Here is a 19,143-nt window from a genome sequence, read left to right on the forward strand (position 1 = left end):
CCTTCCGTCGGTCAACGGGTCCACGGTGCCACATTGCGTCACGCGTTGCCGGGTCGGCGTCCGTCGGGTTTTGGATCACGCCGGACCGGCGGCCGTGCCAGATGGCCGCCGGACGGGTGTCAGTTGCTCGAGGTGCTGGTGGACGGCTTGGCCACCGCGCTGGGGGCGGTGGAGCGGGTGGTCGACGGCGACGCCTGGGCCGACGCGGCCGGGCTCGGGTTGTCCGACGGCTTGTCGGCCGGCGGGTCCGAGGGCTTGTCGGCCGGGGGATCCGACGGCGTCTCCTTCGTCGGCGTCGGCGACGGATCGGACGACGGGGGGTCGGACGGCGGGGTCGACGGCGGCTTCGTGGTGGTCCGCGACGGGCTGGGGCCGACCGTGAACGACGGCGTCGGCGAGGCGCTGGTCGTGCCGCCGTTGCCGGGGGCCGTGGTCGTCGGGGTCGCGGTGCGGCCGGGGGCCGGCACGGCTTCGAAGATGCGGGTCGCGCCGAAGAGCTTCGACCAGCGGACCTCGGCGATCTTGACCTTCTGGCCGCTCGTCGGGGCGTTGACCATCTTGCCGCCGCCGATGTAGATGCCCATGTGGTAGATGGTGCGCCAGTCGCTCATGTCGGTGGCGAAGTACACGAGGTCGCCGGGGAGCAGCTGGTCGCCCGGGGAGGTCTTGCTCGGGCGGATGGCGTGGGTGCCGTGGTACATGTCGGCGGCCACGCGCGGCACGCGCACCCCGACCTGGCCGTACGCCCAGTACGCCAGGCCCGAGCAGTCGAACGTGTCCGGGCCCTCGTCGCCCCAGACGTACCAGGCGATGTTGACCTTGCTCAGCGCGTAGTTGAGCGCCTGGATCGCCTTCGGGTTGGCCACCATGCCGTCGACGATCGGGTTGTCGACGAGGTTGGGGCTGTAGGAGGACTCGGCGGCGTCCTCCTGGGCCGCGATCTGCTGGACCAGGGCCTGGTTGTCGTTGGTGAGCTTGACCAGGGCCGCGTTCTGCGTCTGGAAGTCGGCGTCGACCGGCGTGTAGGCCGTCTGGGCCGCCTGCAGCGCCGCCTGGGCGTCCTGGACCTCCTGGCGGGCGGCGGACTCGGCGGCCTGGGCGTTGAGCAGGTCGCGGGCCGCCTCCTGGCCGCCGGGCTGGTTGCCGAGGCCGGGGGCGAGCAGGCCGAACTGGTGCAGGTCGTTGGCGTAGGAGTCGAGCGGGCCGAGCTGGGTGGCGTGCTTGTACGCCTCGGCGGCGGCCGCGTCGGCCTTCTCCTTGAGATCGGCGACCTTCGCGCCCGCGGCGGTGAGCTTCGCCTGGGCGTCGGTCAGCGCGTTCTGGGCGGTCTCGACGTCGAGGGAGGCGCGGTTGCGTTTCTCGCCGAGCTGCGCGACGACGATCTGCAGCTGGGTGATCTCGGCGGCCTTGGGGCCCTGCACGGTGGTGGTCGTGGTCGCCGGCGTGGTGCCGGTGCCGGCCGTGCCGGGCATGACCAGCTGGCCGGAGGCGATCGGCCGAGAGCCGGTGTCAGGGATGTCGCCCGCCGGGTCGGCGTAGGCCGGCCGTGTGATCAGCGAGCACAGCATCGTGCAGACGACGGCGGCGGCCGCCACCGTGCTGCGGCGCATGCGCACCCGCGGACGCCGCTCGGCTGCCCGGTTGCGAACCAATTCCCGCACGTCAACACTGGTAGGGGGCTCCGGCGCCACGGTTGTGTCGCCCGGAAATGCCGCCCTCAGCACCAGCCCGCTCATCGCCACCGTCCCCAGTCGGTCAGCCACGCCAAAAAATCGATCGTTGCCGATCGATCAGTCGGTCTGCCGCCCGACCGTGTTTCTGCCCACTTTTGTTTACCGCACGAGCGCCACATGCGTCGAGGGTTGATCAATGTCAGCTTCGCCGTGGGGAGGTGAATGCCAGGGGAACGGTACGCTGGCCACGTGGATGCGGGTCTGAAGCGCGAACTGGAAGCCAAGGTCAATGCCGGCGAGCGGCTGAGCCGGGAGGACGGGATCGCTCTCTATGAGTGCGATGACCTCGTCTGGCTGGGCAAACTCGCGCACCAGGTGCGGACCGAGAAGAACGGCGACCGGGTGATGTTCAACGTCAACCGGCACCTGAACCTGACCAACGTCTGCTCCGCGAGCTGCGCGTACTGCTCGTTCCAGCGCAAGCCGGGCGAGAAGGACGCCTACACGATGCGCATCCACGAGGCCGTCGCGAAGGCCAAGGAGATGGAGGGCGAGCAGCTCACCGAGCTGCATATCGTCAACGGACTTCACCCGACGCTGCCGTGGAAGTACTACCCGAAGGTCCTGCGCGAGCTGAAGGGCGCCCTGCCGGGCGTGAACCTCAAGGCGTTCACCGCGACCGAGATCCAGTGGTTCGAGAAGATCTCCGGCCTGCCCGCCGACGAGATCCTCGACGAGCTGATGGACGCCGGCCTGGAGTCGCTGACCGGCGGCGGCGCGGAGATCTTCGACTGGGAGGTCCGCCAGCACATCGTCGACCACGCCACCCACTGGGAGGACTGGTCGCGCATCCACCGCCTCGCACACAGCAAGGGCCTGCGGACGCCCTCCACGATGCTGTACGGCCACATCGAGGAGCCCCGCCACCGCGTCGACCACGTGCTGCGGCTGCGCGAGCTGCAGGACGAGACCGGCGGCTTCACCGTCTTCATCCCGCTGCGCTACCAGCACGACTTCGTTGACTCGGCCGACGGCAAGGTCCGCAACCGGCTGCAGGCCCGCACCAAGATGGCCTCGCCGGCGGAGAGCCTCAAGACGTTCGCCGTCTCCCGCCTGCTCTTCGACAACGTGCCGCACGTGAAGTGCTTCTGGGTCATGCACGGGCTGTCGGTCGCCCAGCTCTCGCTGAACTTCGGCGTCGACGACCTCGACGGCTCGGTCGTGGAGTACAAGATCACGCACGACGCCGACAGCTACGGCACGCCCAACACCATGCACCGCGAGGATCTGCTGCACCTCATCTGGGACGCGGGCTTCCAGCCGGTCGAGCGCAACACGAAGTACGAGATCGTCCGGGAGTACGACAAGCCGACGCCGCTGGCCGAGCGCCGCTCCGTGCCGCAGCAGGTCTGGGCCTGACGTTACGCTGGGTGCACCATGTCTCCGTTTGTGAAGTACTCGCTCGCGCGCCTCGGCCTCTTCGGTCTGGTGGCGTGCGCCGTGCTCGTCGTGCCGATCGACCTCAGCGTTCCGCTCAAGCTGATGATCGCGGTGCTGGTCTCCGCCGTGCTGGCCTTCTTCCTGCTGAAGGGCATGCGCGAGGAGGCTTCCGTGCAGGCCGTTGGTATGGCCCAGCGGCGCTCCGAAAAGCGCGAACGCCTGCGGGCCGCGCTCAACGGGGATGATGATGGGGGTGAAAGCGCCACCAAAGCGGACTAAAGCCACTTAAACCTTGGATGGTGCTTGTCACGCCAAGGGGGCTTGATGGTTCGCAGGATTGTTCCGGTGCTGGCGCTTGCCGTGGTCGGGATGACGTTCGTCGCAACCGATTCGGTGAACGCGAGCCCGACTAGTCCGATTTATCAGCAAAAGTCGGCTACTTACGTCGTGTCCGGCGCCTGGACCGGCGCCGACCGCAGCCGCATCGCCGGGGCCGGCGCGGCCATCGACAGCGTCCAGAACGACCGCGTCAACATCACCGCCACCGCGGCCGAGGCGCAGCGCATCGAGCGCCTCGGCTACCGGGTCACCCGGGTCCGGACCGAGGGCTTCCCGGCCGCCGACGCCGGCTACCACGACTACGCCGAGATGATGGCGGACCTCGACAAGACCGCGCGGGCCCACCCGACGATCATGCGGAAGCTGAGCCTCGGCAAGTCGTACGAGGGCCGGGACATGCCGCTGATCAAGATTTCGGACAACGTCGCCAAGGACGAGGACGAGCCCGAGATCCTGTACGACGCCCACCAGCACGCCCGCGAGCACCTCACGGTCGAGATGGCGCTGTACCTGGTCCACCTCTACACGGACAACTACGGCAAGGACGCCCGGATCACCAGGATCGTCAACAGCCGCGAGATCTGGATCGTGCCGGACATGAACCCCGACGGCGGCGAGTACGACATCAAGGGCGGTACGTACCACAACTGGCGCAAGAACCGGCAGCCCCTGGGGGCCGGCTACTACGGCCTGGACCTCAACCGCAACTGGGGCTACAAGTTCGGCTGCTGCTTCGGCTCCTCGAACCAGGTGTCTTCGGAGATCTACCGCGGGCCGGAGGCCTTCTGGGCGCCGGAGACCCAGCGGCTGCGCGACTTCGTGCTGAGCCGGCGCATCGGCGGCAAGCAGCAGATCAGGGCCGCCATCGATTTCCACACGTACTCCGAGCTGGTGCTCTGGCCGTACGGGTACACCAACGCCACCACCGCGCCCGGCCTCAACGCCGACCAGCAGCGCACGTTCGCCGCCCTGGGCAAGATGTTCGCCCGCAGCAACGGCTACACGGCCGAGCAGTCCAGCAGCCTGTACATCACCGACGGCTCGGTCATCGACTGGCTCTGGGCCACGCAGGGCGTCTGGGCGTTCACGTTCGAGATGTACCCGGCCTCGCCGGAGGCGGGCGGCTTCTACCCGCCGGCGAGCACGATCGCGCCGCAGACCGCCCGCAACAAGGAGGCGAGCCTGCTGCTGGCGGAGTACGCCGACTGCGCCTACCGCGTGATCGGCAAGCAGCCGGCGTACTGCTAAAGCATCCAGTCCTCGGTGAACTCGATCACCGCGAAGTGCGCGCCCGTGGGGTCCGCCACCCGCGCGTAGTACCCGGCCGAGGCCGGCTGCGGGCGGCGGGCCACCGTGCCGCCGAGCTCGGTGACCCGCTCGCACGCGGCGACGCAGTCGGCCACCATGAAGCACGCCGTCCAGTGGTCGGGCACGCCCGGCGGGAAGCGGTGGTCGATCGGGACCAGGCCGCCGACGGTGTCGTTGTGGTGGTGCAGCTCGAAGTACGGCTCGCCCTCGCTGTCGGCCTCGACCGTGTGCCAGCCGAAGACCTCCTTGTAGAAGGCGCCGGTCCGCTCGAGGTCGTGGGTGGCCAGCTCGTACCAGCAGATGGCGCCCGGCTCGAAGGAGACCTGGGCGCCGACGAACCGGCTGCGCAGCCACGTGCCGAACAGCGCCCCGCCGGGGTCGGTGAAGGTGGCGGCGGTCCCGAGGTCGCGCACGCTGGCCGGTGGGACGCGCACGGCGCCGCCGGCCCGCTCGACCGTGGCGGCGTTGCCGGCCGGGTCGTCCGTGGAGATCGAGACCAGCCAGGCCGATCGCCCGCCGGGCCGGCCCGCGCGCAGCCCGGCGGCGGCGCGCCCGCCCAGCGTGAAGTGCCCGTCGTCGTTACGGCCCCAGCCGAAGAGCCCGGCGTAGAACTCGGCCGAAACCGCCGGATCGGCGCTGACCAGCTCCGTCCAGCACGGCGTGCCCGGTGCGTAACCCCGCACTCGCATACTGTGATCGACCCCTCGGGATGTTCGGGTTGAAGGCAGATACTGCCATCAGATCCCGGCGGAGGACAGCCCGTCCAGCGGAGCGGGAAGCGGTCGCGCATGAATCACATCGAGGCGCGAGACGGCCCGGGTCAGCACGACGAAGAGCCGGTTGAGGCCCCGCGGCTCGGCCGCCACGATGTCGGCCGGCTCCACCACGATCACGTGGTCGTACTCCAGGCCCTTGGCCAGGCTCGCCGGCAGTACCGTCACCCGGGCCTCGCCGTCGGTGTCCGCGGCCCCGGCGGTCGCGATGCCGGCCGCCCGGATCGCCCCGGCCAGCGCGTCCACGGCGGCGTCGGCCGCGATGACGCCGACCGAGCCCGGGTGGGCCAGCGCCGCGCGGACCGCGTCCACCACGGATCCGTCGACTTCGGCAACGGTACCGATACTCAGCGCGCCGTCCGTGCGCAGCGAGCGGGCGGCCGGCACGTCGACGCCGAGCGCCGGCAGCAGCCGGTTGGCGAGCGCGACCACGGCGGCCGGCACCCGGAAGCCGGTGGTCAGCGGCACGACCCGGGCCCCGGGCTTGCCGAGGTGCGCCAGCAGCGAGCCCCAGTCGCGGGCGGCCCACGGCGCCGTGCCCTGCGCCAGGTCGCCGAGCAGCGTGATCGAGCCGTGCTCGCTGCGCCGCGCGATCACGCGGGCCTGCATCGGGGAGAGATCCTGCGCCTCGTCGACCACGACGTGCCCGAACGAGGCGACCCGGTCGATCAGCCCGGCCGCCTCGTCGATGAGCACCGCGTCGGCCGCGCTCCACTTCGCCGACTTCGCGGTCTTGGCCGGCTTCGCCCAGCGCAGGGCCGCGCGCTCGGCCTCGTCGAGGTCCTCGTCGTCGGGGTCGCAGAGCAGCTCGAACACCAGCTGCTCGGGCGTGGTCGCCGGCCAGACGGCGTCGAGGACCTCGAGCACCGGCGCGGCCTTGCCCATCCGCCGCTGCCAGCCCTCGCTCGGCGAGTCGCCCCGCCGGGCCTCGGACTGCAGCATGAGCAGCGACACGATCCGGGCGCGCACCCGCTCCCGGCCGATCCCGTACGGCGGGGCCTCGCGCCGCACGTCGTCGACGATCCGCCGCAGCGCCTCCGCGGAGATCCGCCAGCGGTACGACCCGTCGGACACGGTCAGCGCCGCTTCGGGGCGCCGGATGCGGGAAAGGAGCCTCTTTTGCAGTACCGCCGCCAGCTTTGCCTGGTTCTTCACCTCGGCGGCCCGCTCGTCGTCGACCGCCCGGACGGGCGTGGTCAGCAGCCCGTCGATCGTGGACTGCCGCACCTCGACCTCGCCCAGGGTCGGCAGGACGCTGGCGATGTACTGCAGGAACGCCGTGTTGGGCCCGACGATGAGCACCCCGGCCCGGCGCAGCCGCTCGCGGTGCAGATACAGCAGGTACGCGGCCCGGTGCAGCCCGACCGCCGTCTTGCCCGTCCCGGGCGCGCCCTGCACGCAGATCGACTCGTCGAGCTCGGCGCGCACCAGCTCGTCCTGCTCGGGCTGGATCGTGGCGACGATGTCGCGCATCGGCCCGACGCGGGGCCGCTCGATCTCCTCGAGCAGGATTCGGCTGGTCCCGATGTCCTCGCCGGCCGTCAGATGCTCGTCCTCGAAGCTGGTCAGGTCGCCCTTGACGAACCCGAAGCGCCGCCGGACCGCCACGCCCTGCGGGTCGGCCACGCTGGCCTGGTAGAACTTCCGCGACACGGGCGCCCGCCAGTCGAGCACCATCGGCTCGCCCTTGGCGTCGGTGACATGCCGCCGTCCGATGTAGAACCGGTCGGGCTCGATGTCGAGCCGCCCGAAGAACAGCGGTGTGTCGGGGTTGTCGGCGAGGTCGGCGATGCGCCTGGCGAGGTGGCGCCCGAGCGTTTCGGCGGCGTACGCGTCCCCGGCGACCTTGTCTCCGGTGGTGAAGAGCTCCTCGGCATGCTCGCGCATGCGTCTGAGCGCCCACCGGGAGGCGTCGAGGTGGTCTCGCTCGGCGGCGAGGTCGGTTTCGAGTGCGGGCACGGTGATCCTCTACGAGGTCTCGGTCGGCTCGCTCGCGTATCCAGGCGTGCCTGGCGCGTTGGGACGTCCGCTGCGGTGGCTACCTCACCGCGGCCGTCAAGCGGACAACCACATTACGCGTGGTGCGTCCACCACTCCACCGAATTTGCGGTTGCTCCCCGCCCCGCCGAAGGTTAAGAATATTATTAACCTAGAGGTGGTGTCCGGTGGAGTGGGAGATCCTGATGACCGCGCAGGTCGAGGAGTTCCTCGACGCGATCTACAGCGTCGACCGGGACACACATCGCCTGGTCAATCAGGCCATCCTGGTGTTGGAGCGAAATGGGCCGAGCGAGGGCAGGCCACTCGTCGACAGCATCACCGCCTCGGCGATCACCAACATGAAGGAACTGCGGCCGCCCTCGACCGGGCGGAGCGAGATCAGGATTCTGTTCGTCTTCGATCCATGGCGATCCGCGATCCTGCTCATCGCCGGTGACAAGTCCGGTCAGTGGAACCGGTGGTATCGGCTGGCCATACCGGAAGCGGAGCAGCTCTACGCCACATACTTGAAGGAGCGAGAGAAGGAGATCGGTAATGAGCGGCGTTAAGCGGTGGCGGGACACCGATCACCTGGCACGCGCGGTGGAAACTGCAGGCGGCCGCGAGGCGTTCGACGCCGCGGTCGGTGCGATGCTCGACGAGGCTCGCGGCTGGCGGCTGGCCGAGTTGCGGAAGCGGCGTGAGATGACGCAGGAGCAGGTCGCGTCCCGGATGGGTGTCTCGGTGGCCCGAGTGTCGCAGATCGAGGCCGGCAGCGTCTCCACGCAGGAGGTGCTCGCGCGGTACATCGAGGCGCTCGGCGGCACGCTCAAACTCATTGCCGACTTCGGCGACGAGCAGCTCAAGGTCGCCTGACCCTGAGCCCGGCGGTAGTAGGTCACAATCCGGGGTTGGGGTTCCCGGTCCCCGGCGCGCCCTGCACGCAGATCGACTCGTCGAGCTCGGCGCGGACGAGTTCGTCCTGTTCAGGTTGGATGGTGGCGACGATGTCGCGCATGGGTCCGACGCGGGGGCGTTCGATCTCGTCGAGCAGGATCTGGCTGGTCTTGTGCTCCTCGCCGCCGGGCCTTGACGTCCTGTGGGTCGCGGGCGCTGGCCTGGTAGAACTTGCGGGACAGTGGGGCGCGCAATCGAGGACCATGGGTTCGCCGGTGGTGTCGGTGACGTGGCGGCGCCCGACGTGGAACCGGTCCTGGTCGATGTCGAGGCGTCCGAAAAGAGCGGCGTGTCGGGGTTGCCGGCGAGTTCGGCGATGCGGCGGGCCATGTGCCGGCCGAGCGTCTCAGCGGTGTAGGCGTCTCCGGCGACCTTGTCGCCGACGGCGAAGAGGCCCTCGGCTCGCTTGCGCATCCGCCTCAGCGCCGCGCGGGACTCGTCGAGGTGCGCGCTCGGACACCAGGTCCTGGAGGGTCCCCGGGCCACGCGAGTTGCTCAGCACCACATCATGACCGGCGGCGATCGCCAGCCGCGCCACCGTGCTGCCGATGTTGCCACTGCCGATAAGTCCGATCGTCGGCATGGAGCGATCATCGCCTTCCCTTCGTCGCGCCCGCGCGCGCGCCATGTTCCCACCACCCATTTCAAGCTTGATTTCATGCTTGAAACGATCCTATGCTCGGTACCCCACGTCGCGTCGTACTGCAGGAGAGTGTCTGTGAAGCTCGGCATCATGTTGCCCGTGTCCGGAGTCCACGCGTCGCCGACGACCATCACGACCATCGCGCAGGCCGCCGAGAGACTCGGCTACGACTCGTTGTGGACCTACGAACGCCTGTTGCGCCCGATGGCACCGCTGCTCCCCGGCCCGGACGGCAACCTGGAACGCATCCCCGACATCTACCACACCACCTTCGAGCCGCTGGAGACGTTGAGTCACGTGGCCGCGCTCACCAGCCGCATCGCGCTGGGCACCAACATCGTCAACCCGCTGTTCCACGCGCCGGTCGTGCTGGCCCGCAGGTACGCCACGCTCGACCAGTTCAGCGGCGGCCGCGCCATTGCCGGATTCGGGCAGGGCTGGATGCCCCAGGAGTTCGCGACCGCCGGCGTGCCCATGAAGCGGCGCGGCGCCGGCTTTGACGACGTCATCGCGGCGATACGGGCCTGCTGGGGAGCCGACCCCGTGGAGTACGCGGGCCGCTTCTACTCGATCGAAGCCTCTGAGATCAACCCGAAGCCCGTTCGCGGCGACATCCCGATCGTCATCGGCGCGAACACCGACGGCGGCATCGACCGGGCCGCCCGGATCGCCGACGGGATCACACCGCTGGCCTGGGCCCTGGACACGGTGACCGCACAGGCCGAGCGCTTTCGAACGACTGCCGAACGCCTCGGGCGAAACCCGGCCGCGCTCACCGTGACGGCACAGACCAACCACGTCATGCAGCCCAAGCCGATCAGCGGCGATCGTCCGTTCCTCGCCGGCTCCCCGCGGCAGCTCGCCGACGACATCGAGCAGTTGCGGGACCGTGGATTCGACGGGGTTCTGTTCGCGTCCCCGCCGGCCGACGAGATCCCCACGCAGATCGAGATGCTCGACGAACTCCGCTCCCTGGTGCCCGCCGGGTGATCATGAGTGGTCCGGCGCGCTTGGACGGGTAAGATCGCTTGCGTGGAGGGCCAGGGCGAACCCCAGTGGCTGTCGCCGGACGAGCGCGACGCCTGGATGTCCCTGGCCTGGCTGATGATCAAGCTGCCGGGCGAGATCGATGCTCAGCTGCAGCGCGACAGCGGCATCTCCTTCTTCGAATACCTGGTGCTCACCTCGCTGTCCATGTCTCCCGAACGGTGCCTGCGGATGAGTGACCTGGCCCAGCACGTGAACGGTTCGGTGTCGCGGCTGTCCAATGTGGCCAAACGCTTGGAGCAGCGCGGCTGGATGAGACGGGCGCCCAGCGCGGAGAACGGTCGCTACATCGAGGCGACCCTCACTGAGGCGGGCATGGCGGTGGTCGAGCAGGCCGCACCCGGCCACGTGGCGGCGGTCCGGCGGTACGTGTTCGATGCGCTCAGGCCCGACCAGGTGACCGGGTTGCGCGACATCGGCCGCCAGATCGCCAACCAGGTCGAAGGCGAGCACACCGGGACGCTGTCCACAGGACGGACCCTGCGACGGCTTTGACGGGCACCGCCGCGCATCCGCCGGTGCCCGTGGACTTGGCCTGGCCCCAGCGTGGTCGGAGAGTCGGGAGCTGGCGGCGGGTGGACCACGCCGCGTGGATCGCGGCGGTCAGCTCGCTCGCGTATCCAGGGGTGGCACAACCCCGGCGCGTGGGACATCCGCTGCGGTGCGTACCTCACCGCGGCCGTCAGGCGGCCAACCACGGTACGCCCCAGCTCCGGCCTGCTCCACCGAGTATCGCGTGACGTGCGTGCGGCGTTATAGCTCCAGGTGCAGCCGAAGCGCCTCGTCCAGTTGGCGTATCAACGCCGGCGGGAGTGCGCCGAGCCGTTGGCCGACACGCGCGACGTCGATCGAGCGGACCTGTTCGGCTTGGCCCTTCGACTCGACGCTCAAGCCGATCGCGGGATCTGCCGGTAGTCGTACCTGGAAGGGATACACGCGTGCCGTGTTGCTGGTAACCGGAACGACGGTGATGACACCCTGTCCTCGCGACACGGCACTGCGGTTGGCTGCGTTGTTGCTTACGACAATCACAGGCCGGCGCTTGGCTGCCTCCGATCCGATCACCGGACTGAGGTCGACGAGGAACACGTCGCCCCGCCTCACCGCAGGCCGTCACCGGCAACGGCGTTCCAGATGTCGGCCTCCCCGCTGGTCATCCATTCGTCGTTGGCCGCCTCGTAGTCCATCGCGAGGTCGCGGCGGCGAAGCATCTGGACGGCCTCGTGCATGACGGCTGACCGGGTTGTGCCTCGCTCGCGGGCGTAGTGGTCCACGAAGTCGACGTCATCGTCGGGAAGGCTCACGCTAACCTTCATACCTGATATCCTACCGTCTTCCTACCATTGCTGCCACCCCGGTGATCCGGCTCGACGAAGTGTGCCCAAATCCGGGGTTGGGGTTGCCCGTCCCGGCGCGCCCTGCACGCAGATCGACTCGTCGAGCTCGGCGCGCACCAGCTCGTCCTGCTCGGGCTGGATCGTGGCGACGATGTCGCGCATGGGCCCGACGCGGGGCCGCTCGATCTCCTCGAGCAGGATTCGGCTGGTCCCGATGTCCTCGCCGGCCGTCAGATGCTCGTCCTCGAAGCTGGTCAGGTCGCCCTTGACGAACCCGAAGCGCCGGCGTACGTCGACGCCCTGTGGGTCGTGGGCGCTGGCCTGGTAGAACTTCCGCGACAGGGGGCGCGCCAGTCGAGCACCATCGGCTCGCCGATGGTGTCGGTCACGTGTCGGCGTCCGACGTGGTACTCGTGGTCGTCGAGGTCGAGCCGTCCGAAGAACAGGGGCGTGTCGGGGGTTGTCGGCGATGCGCCGGGCGAGCGTGCGTCCGAGGGTCTCGGCGGCATAGGCGTCGCCGGCGACCTGGTCCCCGGTGGCGAACAGGTCCTCGGCGCTCGCGCATGCGCCGCAGCGCTTTTCGTGACGCGGCGAGGTGGGCTCGCTCGGCGGCGAGCTCGGTTTCCAGTGCGGGCACGGTGATCCTCTGCGAGGTCTCGGTCGGCTCGCTCGCGTATCCGGGTTCGTGGCCCGGCGCGTGGGGACGTCCGCTGCGGTGGCTACCTCACCGCGGTCGTCAAGCGGCCAATCAGCATACGCGCCACCTAGAACCTCCACCACCGACTAAGCAGCGCCCCTCAGGATTCGGCGGCACCAGACCGTTTGGAGGGCATTACGGTCTGTGAAATCCACTGTGGCAGAGGCGAACGCGCGGCCTCGAGTCGTTATTGTGCGCCAGACCGGGTGACGGCAGATAGGTGGTCGACGGTGGGGATCAAGAATCGTGAGCGCCGGCGGGCCAAGCAGAAGGTGCGTCAGCAGCAACAGCAGGGCCGTCGTGAACGGGCCGGTGCTGAGTTTGGCGACGGCGCGCCGGCCGATCCAGCGTTCGCTGATCCGTTCGGTCTGATTGATGGTGGTGCGCGCCCGGCTCGGGTGATGGCCCATCTCCTCAACGAGGCGATGCAAGCCCTGCATGCCAAGGACGAGAACACCGCGCAGAGGTGCTGCGACGTGTTGGTAAGTGGGTCTGGCGGTACGGGCGGTCGGCGTGCGGTGGATACGGCGTTGATCGCGGCGCTGCAGCGCGATCTCACCGAGGCGTGGCGACGGGGTTGGCAGCCGGTCGATGTGTTCCGGGTTGCGCAGCGCCGCTACGGTTCCCGACACGGGCGGATCGTCGTTGACGTCATTGCCGCGGAGATGCGCAGTTATGCGGCGGCCAACGTGGATGAGCGTTGGGAAGCTCAGGTGCGCGACCTCGGTGCAATGGTCTGGTGGGAGCGCGACGATCAGTACCTTTCGGCGTTGGGCGAGCGTGAAGGTCTGGCCCGGCCGGAGTTGATCCGCTGCGCGTTGGAGGTGCTGTACGTGTTCAACACCTGCCCGCAGATCCAGAAACTCTGCCCCCTGCCGGGTCAGGCGCGCCGCGGTTCGTTGGGCATGGCGACGCGGGAACAGGCCGTCCACGCGCGTCAGCTCGACCGGGTACGGGCGCTGCTCGCCAAAGCAGAGTCGACCAGCTATCCCGAGGAAGCTGAGACGTACACCGCCAAGGCCCAAGAGCTCATGGCGCGGTACAGCATCGACTACGCGCTGTTGTCGGCGGGGGCGGGTGCAAGTGATGAGCCGGTCGGCCAGCGGATCGGCGTCGACAACCCGTACGAGGCGCCGAAGGTGCTCCTCCTGGACGCAGTAGCTCGGGCGAACCGCTGCCGTACGGTTTGGTCGAATTCCTTCGGTTTTGTTACCGTGCTCGGCTTCCCGTCCGACGTGGACGGTGTCGAGATCTTGTTCACCTCGCTGTTGGTGCAGGCCACCGGGGCAATAATGGCGGCCGGGTCGCACCGGGGCGCCGACGGTCGTTCGAGTACCCGCTCGTTTCGGCAGTCATTCCTGACCGCATACGCTCAGCGCATCGGCGAGCGGCTGACGACGGCGACCAGGGACGCGACCGAGCAGGCGACCAAGGACATGGCTGCCGGGCCCGAGGTGGAGCGGCTGTTGCCGGTGCTCGCCTCCCGGGAGGCGAAGGTCGGTGCGTTCGCCGACGAACTCTTCCCCGATCTCGTCGGCAAGCAGGTAGCGGTCACGAATCGGGACGGATGGGCATCGGGCCGGGCCGCAGCCGACCGCGCCCGTCTCAATGCCCGCGAGTCGCTCGTTGCCGAAGCTTGACCACGGCCAGACCGACTCGTCGAACTCGGCGCGCACGAGCTCGTCCTGCTCCGGCCGGATGGTGGCGACGATGTCGCGAAACGTGTGCCTGTCCGCGTGATGCGTCAGCACAGATCGCGCAGCAGCAGCGGGAGGATTCGCTCCTCCATCACTGCACGGCCGGTGCGGGTCATTGTCTCGGCGAGCGCCGGCTCCCATGGCGTTGCGGCCGGTGTGCCGAGCAACGGGACACCGCTCGCCCCGTGAGGCAGGTACGTGGCCGTGTCCATGCGCCACGGCACGGCGTTCGGGTAGCGAGCGAGTGCGGCACCGGTCAGCCGCACGCCCGTCCAGTCGAGGTCGTTGCGCCACCGGATCACCGTGTCCGGTCCGGCGGACCGCAACAGGGCGTGTACGGCTGCCGACGGTACGCCTTCGGTGCAGATCAGCGGCCGTGACGTGCCGGCGACGGCCGCCCGCAGTACCGCCGGATTCTCGCAGACGAAGACTTCCGCACACGTCAGCGTGGTCGGGGCGAGGCGCAGCTGGTGCAGGGTCACCCGCACGGGAACCCTGGCGGCAGCCGAGTCGGTCAGCCACGAGCCGAGCAGTCCGCCAGTTGCCGGGACGTTGAGTACGAGAACTTGGCTTGCGAGGTCGTCGAGCACGACGCCGGCCAGATCCCACAGGGCCCGCTCTTGCTCGGCGCCGGCCGGCACGGGCACCTGGTGCCAGGCCGCGAGAGCGCGCAGCGTCAGGCCCCGCAGGGGACCGTCGGCCAGTGCCTTGGTATCGCCGAGCAGCCGCTCGGCGAACGCCGGCATGGGCTCCTCGGCGGCGGGCAGGGCGTCGAGGACGGCGATGAGCGCGTGGAAGTCGACGCCGCTGCGGGAAATCCGGGTGAGGGTGCCGTCCCGTCGTATCCCATCGACCCATTCCTGGTACCAAGGCGACGAGGCATGGCGGCTGCCGGCGGCCACGGTCAGCAGCGCGTCACGCTCGACAGCGGCACGCTGACGCTCGCCGGGGCGGTCACGCAGCGGGCCGAGGACGTCTGTGAGTCCGACGCCGCGCGTGGCTCGCAGGTGCGCCTCCACGGCGTCCAGGCGCACGGTGAGGCGCGATACGCCGATCGGGCGGTACACCCCGGTGATGCCGATGACAACCAACCGTTCGTCGTCGGTGGGTGCGGCGATCGACACGCTGCCGTCGAGCCTGCCGCCGGTGCGCTCCAGGCTGCGGCGGGCCGCGTCGAGCAGGCGCCGCCAGCCCGGGTCGGCCGCCGGGTCAGTTGTCGGCGAATGCGGATGCATGTCGAGTTTCCGGCGAACCCAACGCCCGTGCCAGCGTGCCGTCGAAATCGGCGACGTTCATCGCGCCGTCCCACACCAGCAGTACGGCGGAGACCGTGTGCTCGACCGCGGAGTGGGACAGATCGTAGTGCGCGGCACCTGTCACTGCCGGATGGGTGGCCCACAGGTCGTAGCCGGTCATGAACAGGTCCAGGTCGAACTGCTTTGCCAGCGACATCAGCTCGCCGCGTCCATTGTCGTCGACGCCGGCGAACGCCTCGTCGAGGCCGAGCAGGCGGGGCGCGTCGGGCCGGGCCGAGCCGAAGAGGGCGTTCGCCGCGGCGAACAGCGGCAGGTGCAGCGACACCGACTGCTCACCGCCCGAGAGTTGGCTGTGCCGGGCGCGGGTCAACGGCTCCGCGGTACCGCCCGGCCGGTGCAGGGCGAACGCGAACTCCCGCCACTGCCGGTAGTCGAGGACGTCGGCCAGCAGCTCCCGGTAGGGCTTCTCCGGGGCGGCGGAACGGGCGTTCTTGATCCGGCCGGCGAAGTGCCGCCGCATCGAGGCGAGCTGCGCCGGGCCGAGCCGAGCCGGGTCCCGTTCCAGCAGCTTGCAGACTTCGCGCTGCTCGGTGTCGAGGTCGTCGGAGAGCCGCCAGCCGACGCCGACGGTGAGGCCGGAGGACATGCGCCTGGCCCGCATCTGGGTGTCCATCGCGGCGACGAGGTCCCGCGCCTCAATGGTGCGCCGGTGGATCTGCCCGGCGAGCTGCCCGAGCAGGGCGTCTTCAAAGACCCGCTGCTCGGCGTCGGTGAGCAGTTGCTCCTGGTCACGGCGATCCGCCGCGATCCGCTCGGCGAACCGGGCAACCGGGCTGAGGCCCTGCTCGTCAGCGACCCTCACCACGATGACACCGTCGTCCGTGTCCCACTCCGGACGATGGTCGAGACCGGCGGCCGGCAACTGCGCCTGGAGGTCGGCGAGCGCTGTGGTGAGACGAGTGGCGCTCTGCTTGAGTGAGGTCTCGGTCGGGGTCAGGTCGCGAGTGGCGGCGAGCACCGCGTTGTGCAGGGCGACGACGGCCGGGTCGAGCTCATGTCCGGCGGTGTCGACGGCGGGCCACAGGAGATCGATCGGGCAACGGATCAGCCCCAGGAGGTCGGGCCGGGCGTACGGCCGCAGCCGTAATGCATCTTGCTGGGCCTCGCGCAGCGCGGTCGTTACGGCCTGCTGGCCGAGTTCCACCCTGGTCCGCGCCGCGGACCGCCGCTGGACTGCCTCCGTGTAGGCGTCGCGGGCCGCGACCAGCGTTGCTTCGGCGGTGGCGATGTCGTCGCCGGCCTTGGCTACCTCGGCCAGGATCTGCTTCGCCTCGGCGCCGATGGCCTCGTGCAGGGTCCGCAGCTCCTCGTCCTTCTCCAGGTGCCGGCGAGTGGCGACGGTAGCCGCGGCTCGTGCGGTGTCCAGTCGGTCGACCGCCTCGTCGTGCCGGTCGCCGGCCTCGGCGGACCGGTCGGCGGCATTGGCCGCTGCCTGGTAGGCGTTCTCCAGGCGCAGCCCGGCGCGTTCGAAGCGGGTGATGGCGTCAGCGACAGCGCCGAGTTTGGCGACGGGCAGTGAACGCTCGGCAACCACCCGTTGCAGCGTGGCCGCGGCCGCCGCTCTGACCGCGACAGCCGAGTCGAGCCGCCCGGCCGCCTCTACGGCCGCTTCCCGGCGCACCGCGAGCACCGCGGCCGTCCGGTCGTGGTCGCGCCTGGTCGCCTGCAGCCGGTCGAGGGTCGGCAGCGCCTTCCCGGCGCGATCGGCCTCGTCGATGACCGCGAGCAGCGCGGCGCGCGCCTCGTCGAGCCGGGTCAGGTCGGAATCGAGGGCGCGCAGCCGCCGGTCGCAGTCGGCGAGCCGTGCGGAGCGGCGTGCGGCACGAGCGGTGGCCCCGATGTACTCGCACCGCTGCTTGGTCAGTCGGCCGGCGCCGTGTGCCTGGGCCCATCGTCCGGCCGTGTCGACGCCCGAACGGCTGGACAGGTCGCCGAGCGTGATCGACGCCAGGACTGCTTCGATCTGTCCGGCCGCCACGTGCTCCTGGGTCTCCGCGATGAGTACGTCGGCCAGGCTGGCGCCGTCGACAGGTGGGCCGGCGCTGAGGTATGCGTCCTCGACGCCGGTGCTGAGCGCGTCGGCGGTCTCGGCGGCCGACGGGTACAACCAGGCGTCGAGAAGCCCGGCCGCGTGCAGCGCCGCCTCGATGCCGGCCGCGTCGGCCTCGGGCACATGGTCGGCGAAGCGGACCAGGCGCCACAGCGGTGCGCCGGGACGCCCGTCGCGATGGGCCCGTCGTGTCGTGGATGGTGCAGGGGCGTCGTCGTGCTCGGCGGCGATCCGTTCACGCTCGGCGGTGACGTCGGCATGCTCGGACTCGACGGTCGCGCGCTCCACGGCCAGCGCGGCCAGTGTGTCCCGGCGGCTGGCGAGCGCTGCCGCCACGGCGTCCGCGTAGACGTCCTTGAGTGGCACGCGCTCGACGGCGTCGATGAGCGCGTCCATCAGATCCGGCGTCGTCATCTGCGCGAGGAGCGCAGCCCACTGCGCAGCCCACGTACGCAGGTCGCCGACCAGAGCCGTGTGAGCGCTCTGCGCGGCCTCGGCGGCCTGGGTCTCGGCAAGCGCCGCGTCGTCCGACGCCGCCCGCGCGCCGCGGTCGGCTTCGGCGGCCCGCTCGTGGTCGCGGTCGGCCTGGGCCAGCCGGTCCATGTGATCGTGTACGGCGCGCAGGTCGTCTCGCCGCGCGGTCGACCGGGCCGTGAGCCGGGCCTGCAACCCGTCGACGTCGGCAGCGCCATCGCCCCAGTCGATGCCGGCGAGATGGGCATCGGAGGCGACCTCGTCGGCGAGCCGGCTCACCTGCGCCCGGGCGTCGCGGGCAGCGACAGCGGCCTGTTCCCGCTCGCCGCGCCGGCGCTGCTCGGTAGTTTCCTCGGCGCGCACCGTGGCCTGGGCGTCGCGGGCCGCTTTGCCCAGGTCGTGGACATGCCGTTCGAGATCGGCAAGCTGCTCATGGGACCGGTACGCGGCGGAGTTCTTCAACCGGTCGAGGTGGGCGCGCAATCTGCCTGGCTCGGCCTCGGCCGACTGCAGCGTCCGGAACGCGGTCAGCGTCGCTTCCTCGGCCGCCGCCGATGCCGAAGAGGCGACCGCCAGGTCCTCGGTGAGCCGGTCGGCGTCGGCGCGTCGCGCGCTCAGCGCGTCGGCGGCGGCGCGAGCATGGGTGCGCAGGTAGGTGGCGTACACGCCGAGGAACGCCGACGTGGCTGCGTCCGCCGCGACAAGGCCCTCGAGCGTGCGCGCCACCGCCTCCATGTCGTCGAACGACCGGGCGGCCTCGGTGAGCAGGTGATCCTCGACGGGCCGCAGGCCCCGCTGGAGGGTGCGGGACAGCTCCGCCGGGTTCAGGTCTTTCGCCAGCTGCGGCTTGCGCAGCGTCAGCACCAGGTCGAGCAGCTGCTCGTAGCGGGCCGAGCCGAGACCGAACAGCCTGGCGTCGACCAGCTGGCGATACTCCTCGGTCGAGTCGCGTACCGCGTCAGTGCCGAGCTGCTCGATGAGGTCCTTGCGGGACACCGGCCGGTCTTCGGCGTCCAGCAGCGACAGATCCACCCCGACGCGGCCGTCGGCGACGAAGTGCCATCGCGTGACCCGATCGTTGTGCCGGTGCGCGCGCAGGCCGATGCCGATCGTCACGGATGAGGAGCCGTCGCCGAACTCCATCCAGACGTACCCGTGCGCACTCTCCTGTCCGCGGTACAGCAGGTTCGACTTCATCGTGCGGTCCTCGCCCGCGAACGGGTTGAGCCGGCGCGGCTCGATCCGCCCGTCGAGCACGAACGGGAACAGCACCTCCAGGGCCTTGGTCTTGCCGGACCCGTTCGGGCCACGAAGCACCAGCCAGCCGTCGACGAAGATGAACTCCTCGTCGCGGTAGTCCCATAGGTTGATGATCCCGGCACGGGTCGGGGCGAATCGGGCCATATCGAGTC

The 19,143-nt window shown here is 70.1% G+C and carries 16 protein-coding genes and 2 pseudogenes; 8 read left to right on the forward strand and 10 right to left on the reverse strand.

Annotated elements, in window-relative coordinates; all coding sequences use genetic code 11:
- Window positions 1–119: 119 nt before the first annotated feature.
- On the reverse strand, window positions 120–1,661 hold the full coding sequence (locus ACQEVU_RS51535) for an NlpC/P60 family protein (protein ID WP_433337952.1): 1,542 nt from the start codon (window positions 1,659–1,661) through the stop codon (window positions 120–122).
- A 261-nt stretch (window positions 1,662–1,922) separates the two neighbouring features.
- Here ACQEVU_RS51535 and mqnE point away from each other — a divergent pair, with 261 nt between their 5' ends.
- The 3 genes from mqnE to ACQEVU_RS51550 all read left to right on the forward strand — a co-directional run bounded on the left by mqnE (window position 1,923) and on the right by ACQEVU_RS51550 (window position 4,700).
- Complete coding sequence (mqnE, locus tag ACQEVU_RS51540; protein ID WP_433337954.1) at window positions 1,923–3,092, forward strand: aminofutalosine synthase MqnE; 1,170 nt, start codon at window positions 1,923–1,925, stop codon at window positions 3,090–3,092.
- Between the two features lie 30 nt (window positions 3,093–3,122).
- The gene (locus tag ACQEVU_RS51545; RefSeq protein ID WP_433337956.1) at window positions 3,123–3,392 is read left to right on the forward strand and encodes a DUF4229 domain-containing protein; all 270 of its coding nucleotides are present in this window, start codon (window positions 3,123–3,125) and stop codon (window positions 3,390–3,392) included.
- 168 nt (window positions 3,393–3,560) lie between these two features.
- Entirely contained in the window at window positions 3,561–4,700 is a 1,140-nt protein-coding gene (locus ACQEVU_RS51550) for a M14 family metallopeptidase (RefSeq protein WP_433337958.1), read from the forward strand.
- On the opposite strand, the gene ACQEVU_RS51555 is transcribed toward ACQEVU_RS51550, so the two are convergent.
- Both ACQEVU_RS51555 and ACQEVU_RS51560 read right to left on the reverse strand, forming a co-directional pair.
- A complete protein-coding gene (locus ACQEVU_RS51555) occupies window positions 4,697–5,443 on the reverse strand; it encodes a VOC family protein (RefSeq protein WP_433337960.1) in 747 nt (248 codons plus the stop codon). The genes ACQEVU_RS51550 and ACQEVU_RS51555 overlap by 4 nt on opposite strands.
- A 54-nt stretch (window positions 5,444–5,497) precedes the next feature.
- A complete protein-coding gene (locus ACQEVU_RS51560; protein ID WP_433339735.1) occupies window positions 5,498–7,498 on the reverse strand; it encodes a HelD family protein in 2,001 nt (666 codons plus the stop codon).
- A gap of 200 nt (window positions 7,499–7,698) precedes the next feature.
- Between ACQEVU_RS51560 and ACQEVU_RS51565 the strand changes: the two genes are divergently transcribed.
- Window positions 7,699–8,082, forward strand: a complete 384-nt coding sequence (locus ACQEVU_RS51565) for a type II toxin-antitoxin system RelE/ParE family toxin (protein WP_433337962.1) — start codon at window positions 7,699–7,701, stop codon at window positions 8,080–8,082.
- Window positions 8,069–8,389, forward strand: a complete 321-nt coding sequence (locus tag ACQEVU_RS51570; RefSeq protein ID WP_433337964.1) for a helix-turn-helix domain-containing protein — start codon at window positions 8,069–8,071, stop codon at window positions 8,387–8,389. The genes ACQEVU_RS51565 and ACQEVU_RS51570 overlap by 14 nt, the downstream gene beginning before the upstream one ends.
- A gap of 25 nt (window positions 8,390–8,414) precedes the next feature.
- On the opposite strand, the pseudogene ACQEVU_RS51575 reads toward ACQEVU_RS51570, so the two are convergent.
- Together ACQEVU_RS51575 and ACQEVU_RS51580 are read right to left on the reverse strand one after the other, a co-directional pair.
- Window positions 8,415–8,884 (reverse strand): annotated as a pseudogene (locus ACQEVU_RS51575) (AAA family ATPase); the annotation flags it as partial.
- Window positions 8,817–9,098 (reverse strand): NAD(P)-binding domain-containing protein, encoded by a 282-nt coding sequence (locus tag ACQEVU_RS51580; RefSeq protein ID WP_433337966.1) that lies wholly within the window; start codon window positions 9,096–9,098, stop codon window positions 8,817–8,819. The gene ACQEVU_RS51580 and the pseudogene ACQEVU_RS51575, both read right to left, overlap by 68 nt.
- Here ACQEVU_RS51580 and ACQEVU_RS51585 point away from each other — a divergent pair.
- A complete protein-coding gene (locus ACQEVU_RS51585; protein ID WP_433337968.1) occupies window positions 8,979–10,103 on the forward strand; it encodes a TIGR03619 family F420-dependent LLM class oxidoreductase in 1,125 nt (374 codons plus the stop codon). The genes ACQEVU_RS51580 and ACQEVU_RS51585 overlap by 120 nt on opposite strands.
- A gap of 42 nt (window positions 10,104–10,145) precedes the next feature.
- Entirely contained in the window at window positions 10,146–10,655 is a 510-nt protein-coding gene (locus ACQEVU_RS51590; RefSeq protein WP_433337970.1) for a MarR family winged helix-turn-helix transcriptional regulator, read from the forward strand.
- A 258-nt stretch (window positions 10,656–10,913) separates the two neighbouring features.
- On the opposite strand, the gene ACQEVU_RS51595 is transcribed toward ACQEVU_RS51590, so the two are convergent.
- From ACQEVU_RS51595 to ACQEVU_RS51605, 3 genes and pseudogenes are all read right to left on the reverse strand, one after another.
- Complete coding sequence (locus ACQEVU_RS51595) at window positions 10,914–11,249, reverse strand: type II toxin-antitoxin system PemK/MazF family toxin (protein WP_433337972.1); 336 nt, start codon at window positions 11,247–11,249, stop codon at window positions 10,914–10,916.
- Window positions 11,250–11,260: 11 nt separating this feature from the next.
- The gene (locus ACQEVU_RS51600) at window positions 11,261–11,476 is read right to left on the reverse strand and encodes a ribbon-helix-helix domain-containing protein (protein WP_433337974.1); all 216 of its coding nucleotides are present in this window, start codon (window positions 11,474–11,476) and stop codon (window positions 11,261–11,263) included.
- 90 nt (window positions 11,477–11,566) lie between these two features.
- A pseudogene (locus tag ACQEVU_RS51605) lies at window positions 11,567–12,140 on the reverse strand (AAA family ATPase); the annotation flags it as partial.
- A gap of 284 nt (window positions 12,141–12,424) precedes the next feature.
- Here ACQEVU_RS51605 and ACQEVU_RS51610 point away from each other — a divergent pair.
- A complete protein-coding gene (locus ACQEVU_RS51610) occupies window positions 12,425–13,834 on the forward strand; it encodes a DUF2786 domain-containing protein (protein WP_433337976.1) in 1,410 nt (469 codons plus the stop codon).
- Window positions 13,835–13,938: 104 nt separating this feature from the next.
- Here ACQEVU_RS51610 and ACQEVU_RS51615 read toward each other — a convergent pair whose 3' ends face one another.
- Window positions 13,939–15,126, reverse strand: coding sequence for a TIGR02679 domain-containing protein (locus ACQEVU_RS51615; protein ID WP_433337978.1), 1,188 nt, complete (start codon window positions 15,124–15,126; stop codon window positions 13,939–13,941).
- Entirely contained in the window at window positions 15,101–19,135 is a 4,035-nt protein-coding gene (locus ACQEVU_RS51620) for a TIGR02680 family protein (protein ID WP_433337980.1), read from the reverse strand. The genes ACQEVU_RS51615 and ACQEVU_RS51620 overlap by 26 nt, the downstream gene beginning before the upstream one ends.
- Window positions 19,136–19,143 lie beyond the last annotated feature (8 nt).

Origin of the sequence: Dactylosporangium sp. CA-139066 (assembly GCF_050936175.1) — a bacterium.
GTDB lineage: Bacteria > Actinomycetota > Actinomycetes > Mycobacteriales > Micromonosporaceae > Dactylosporangium.

Bases quoted from the DNA above. Each gene is read 5' to 3' on its own strand.
- ACQEVU_RS51570 (WP_433337964.1), top strand. From the start codon at position 8,069: ATGAGCGGCGTTAAGCGGTGGCGGGACACCGATCACCTGGCACGCGCG.
- ACQEVU_RS51585 (WP_433337968.1), top strand. From the start codon at position 8,979: ATGACCGGCGGCGATCGCCAGCCGCGCCACCGTGCTGCCGATGTTGCC.
- ACQEVU_RS51580 (WP_433337966.1), bottom strand. From the start codon at position 9,098: ATGGCGCGCGCGCGGGCGCGACGAAGGGAAGGCGATGATCGCTCCATG.
- ACQEVU_RS51600 (WP_433337974.1), bottom strand. From the start codon at position 11,476: ATGAAGGTTAGCGTGAGCCTTCCCGACGATGACGTCGACTTCGTGGAC.
- ACQEVU_RS51615 (WP_433337978.1), bottom strand. From the start codon at position 15,126: ATGCATCCGCATTCGCCGACAACTGACCCGGCGGCCGACCCGGGCTGG.
- ACQEVU_RS51620 (WP_433337980.1), bottom strand. From the start codon at position 19,135: ATGGCCCGATTCGCCCCGACCCGTGCCGGGATCATCAACCTATGGGAC.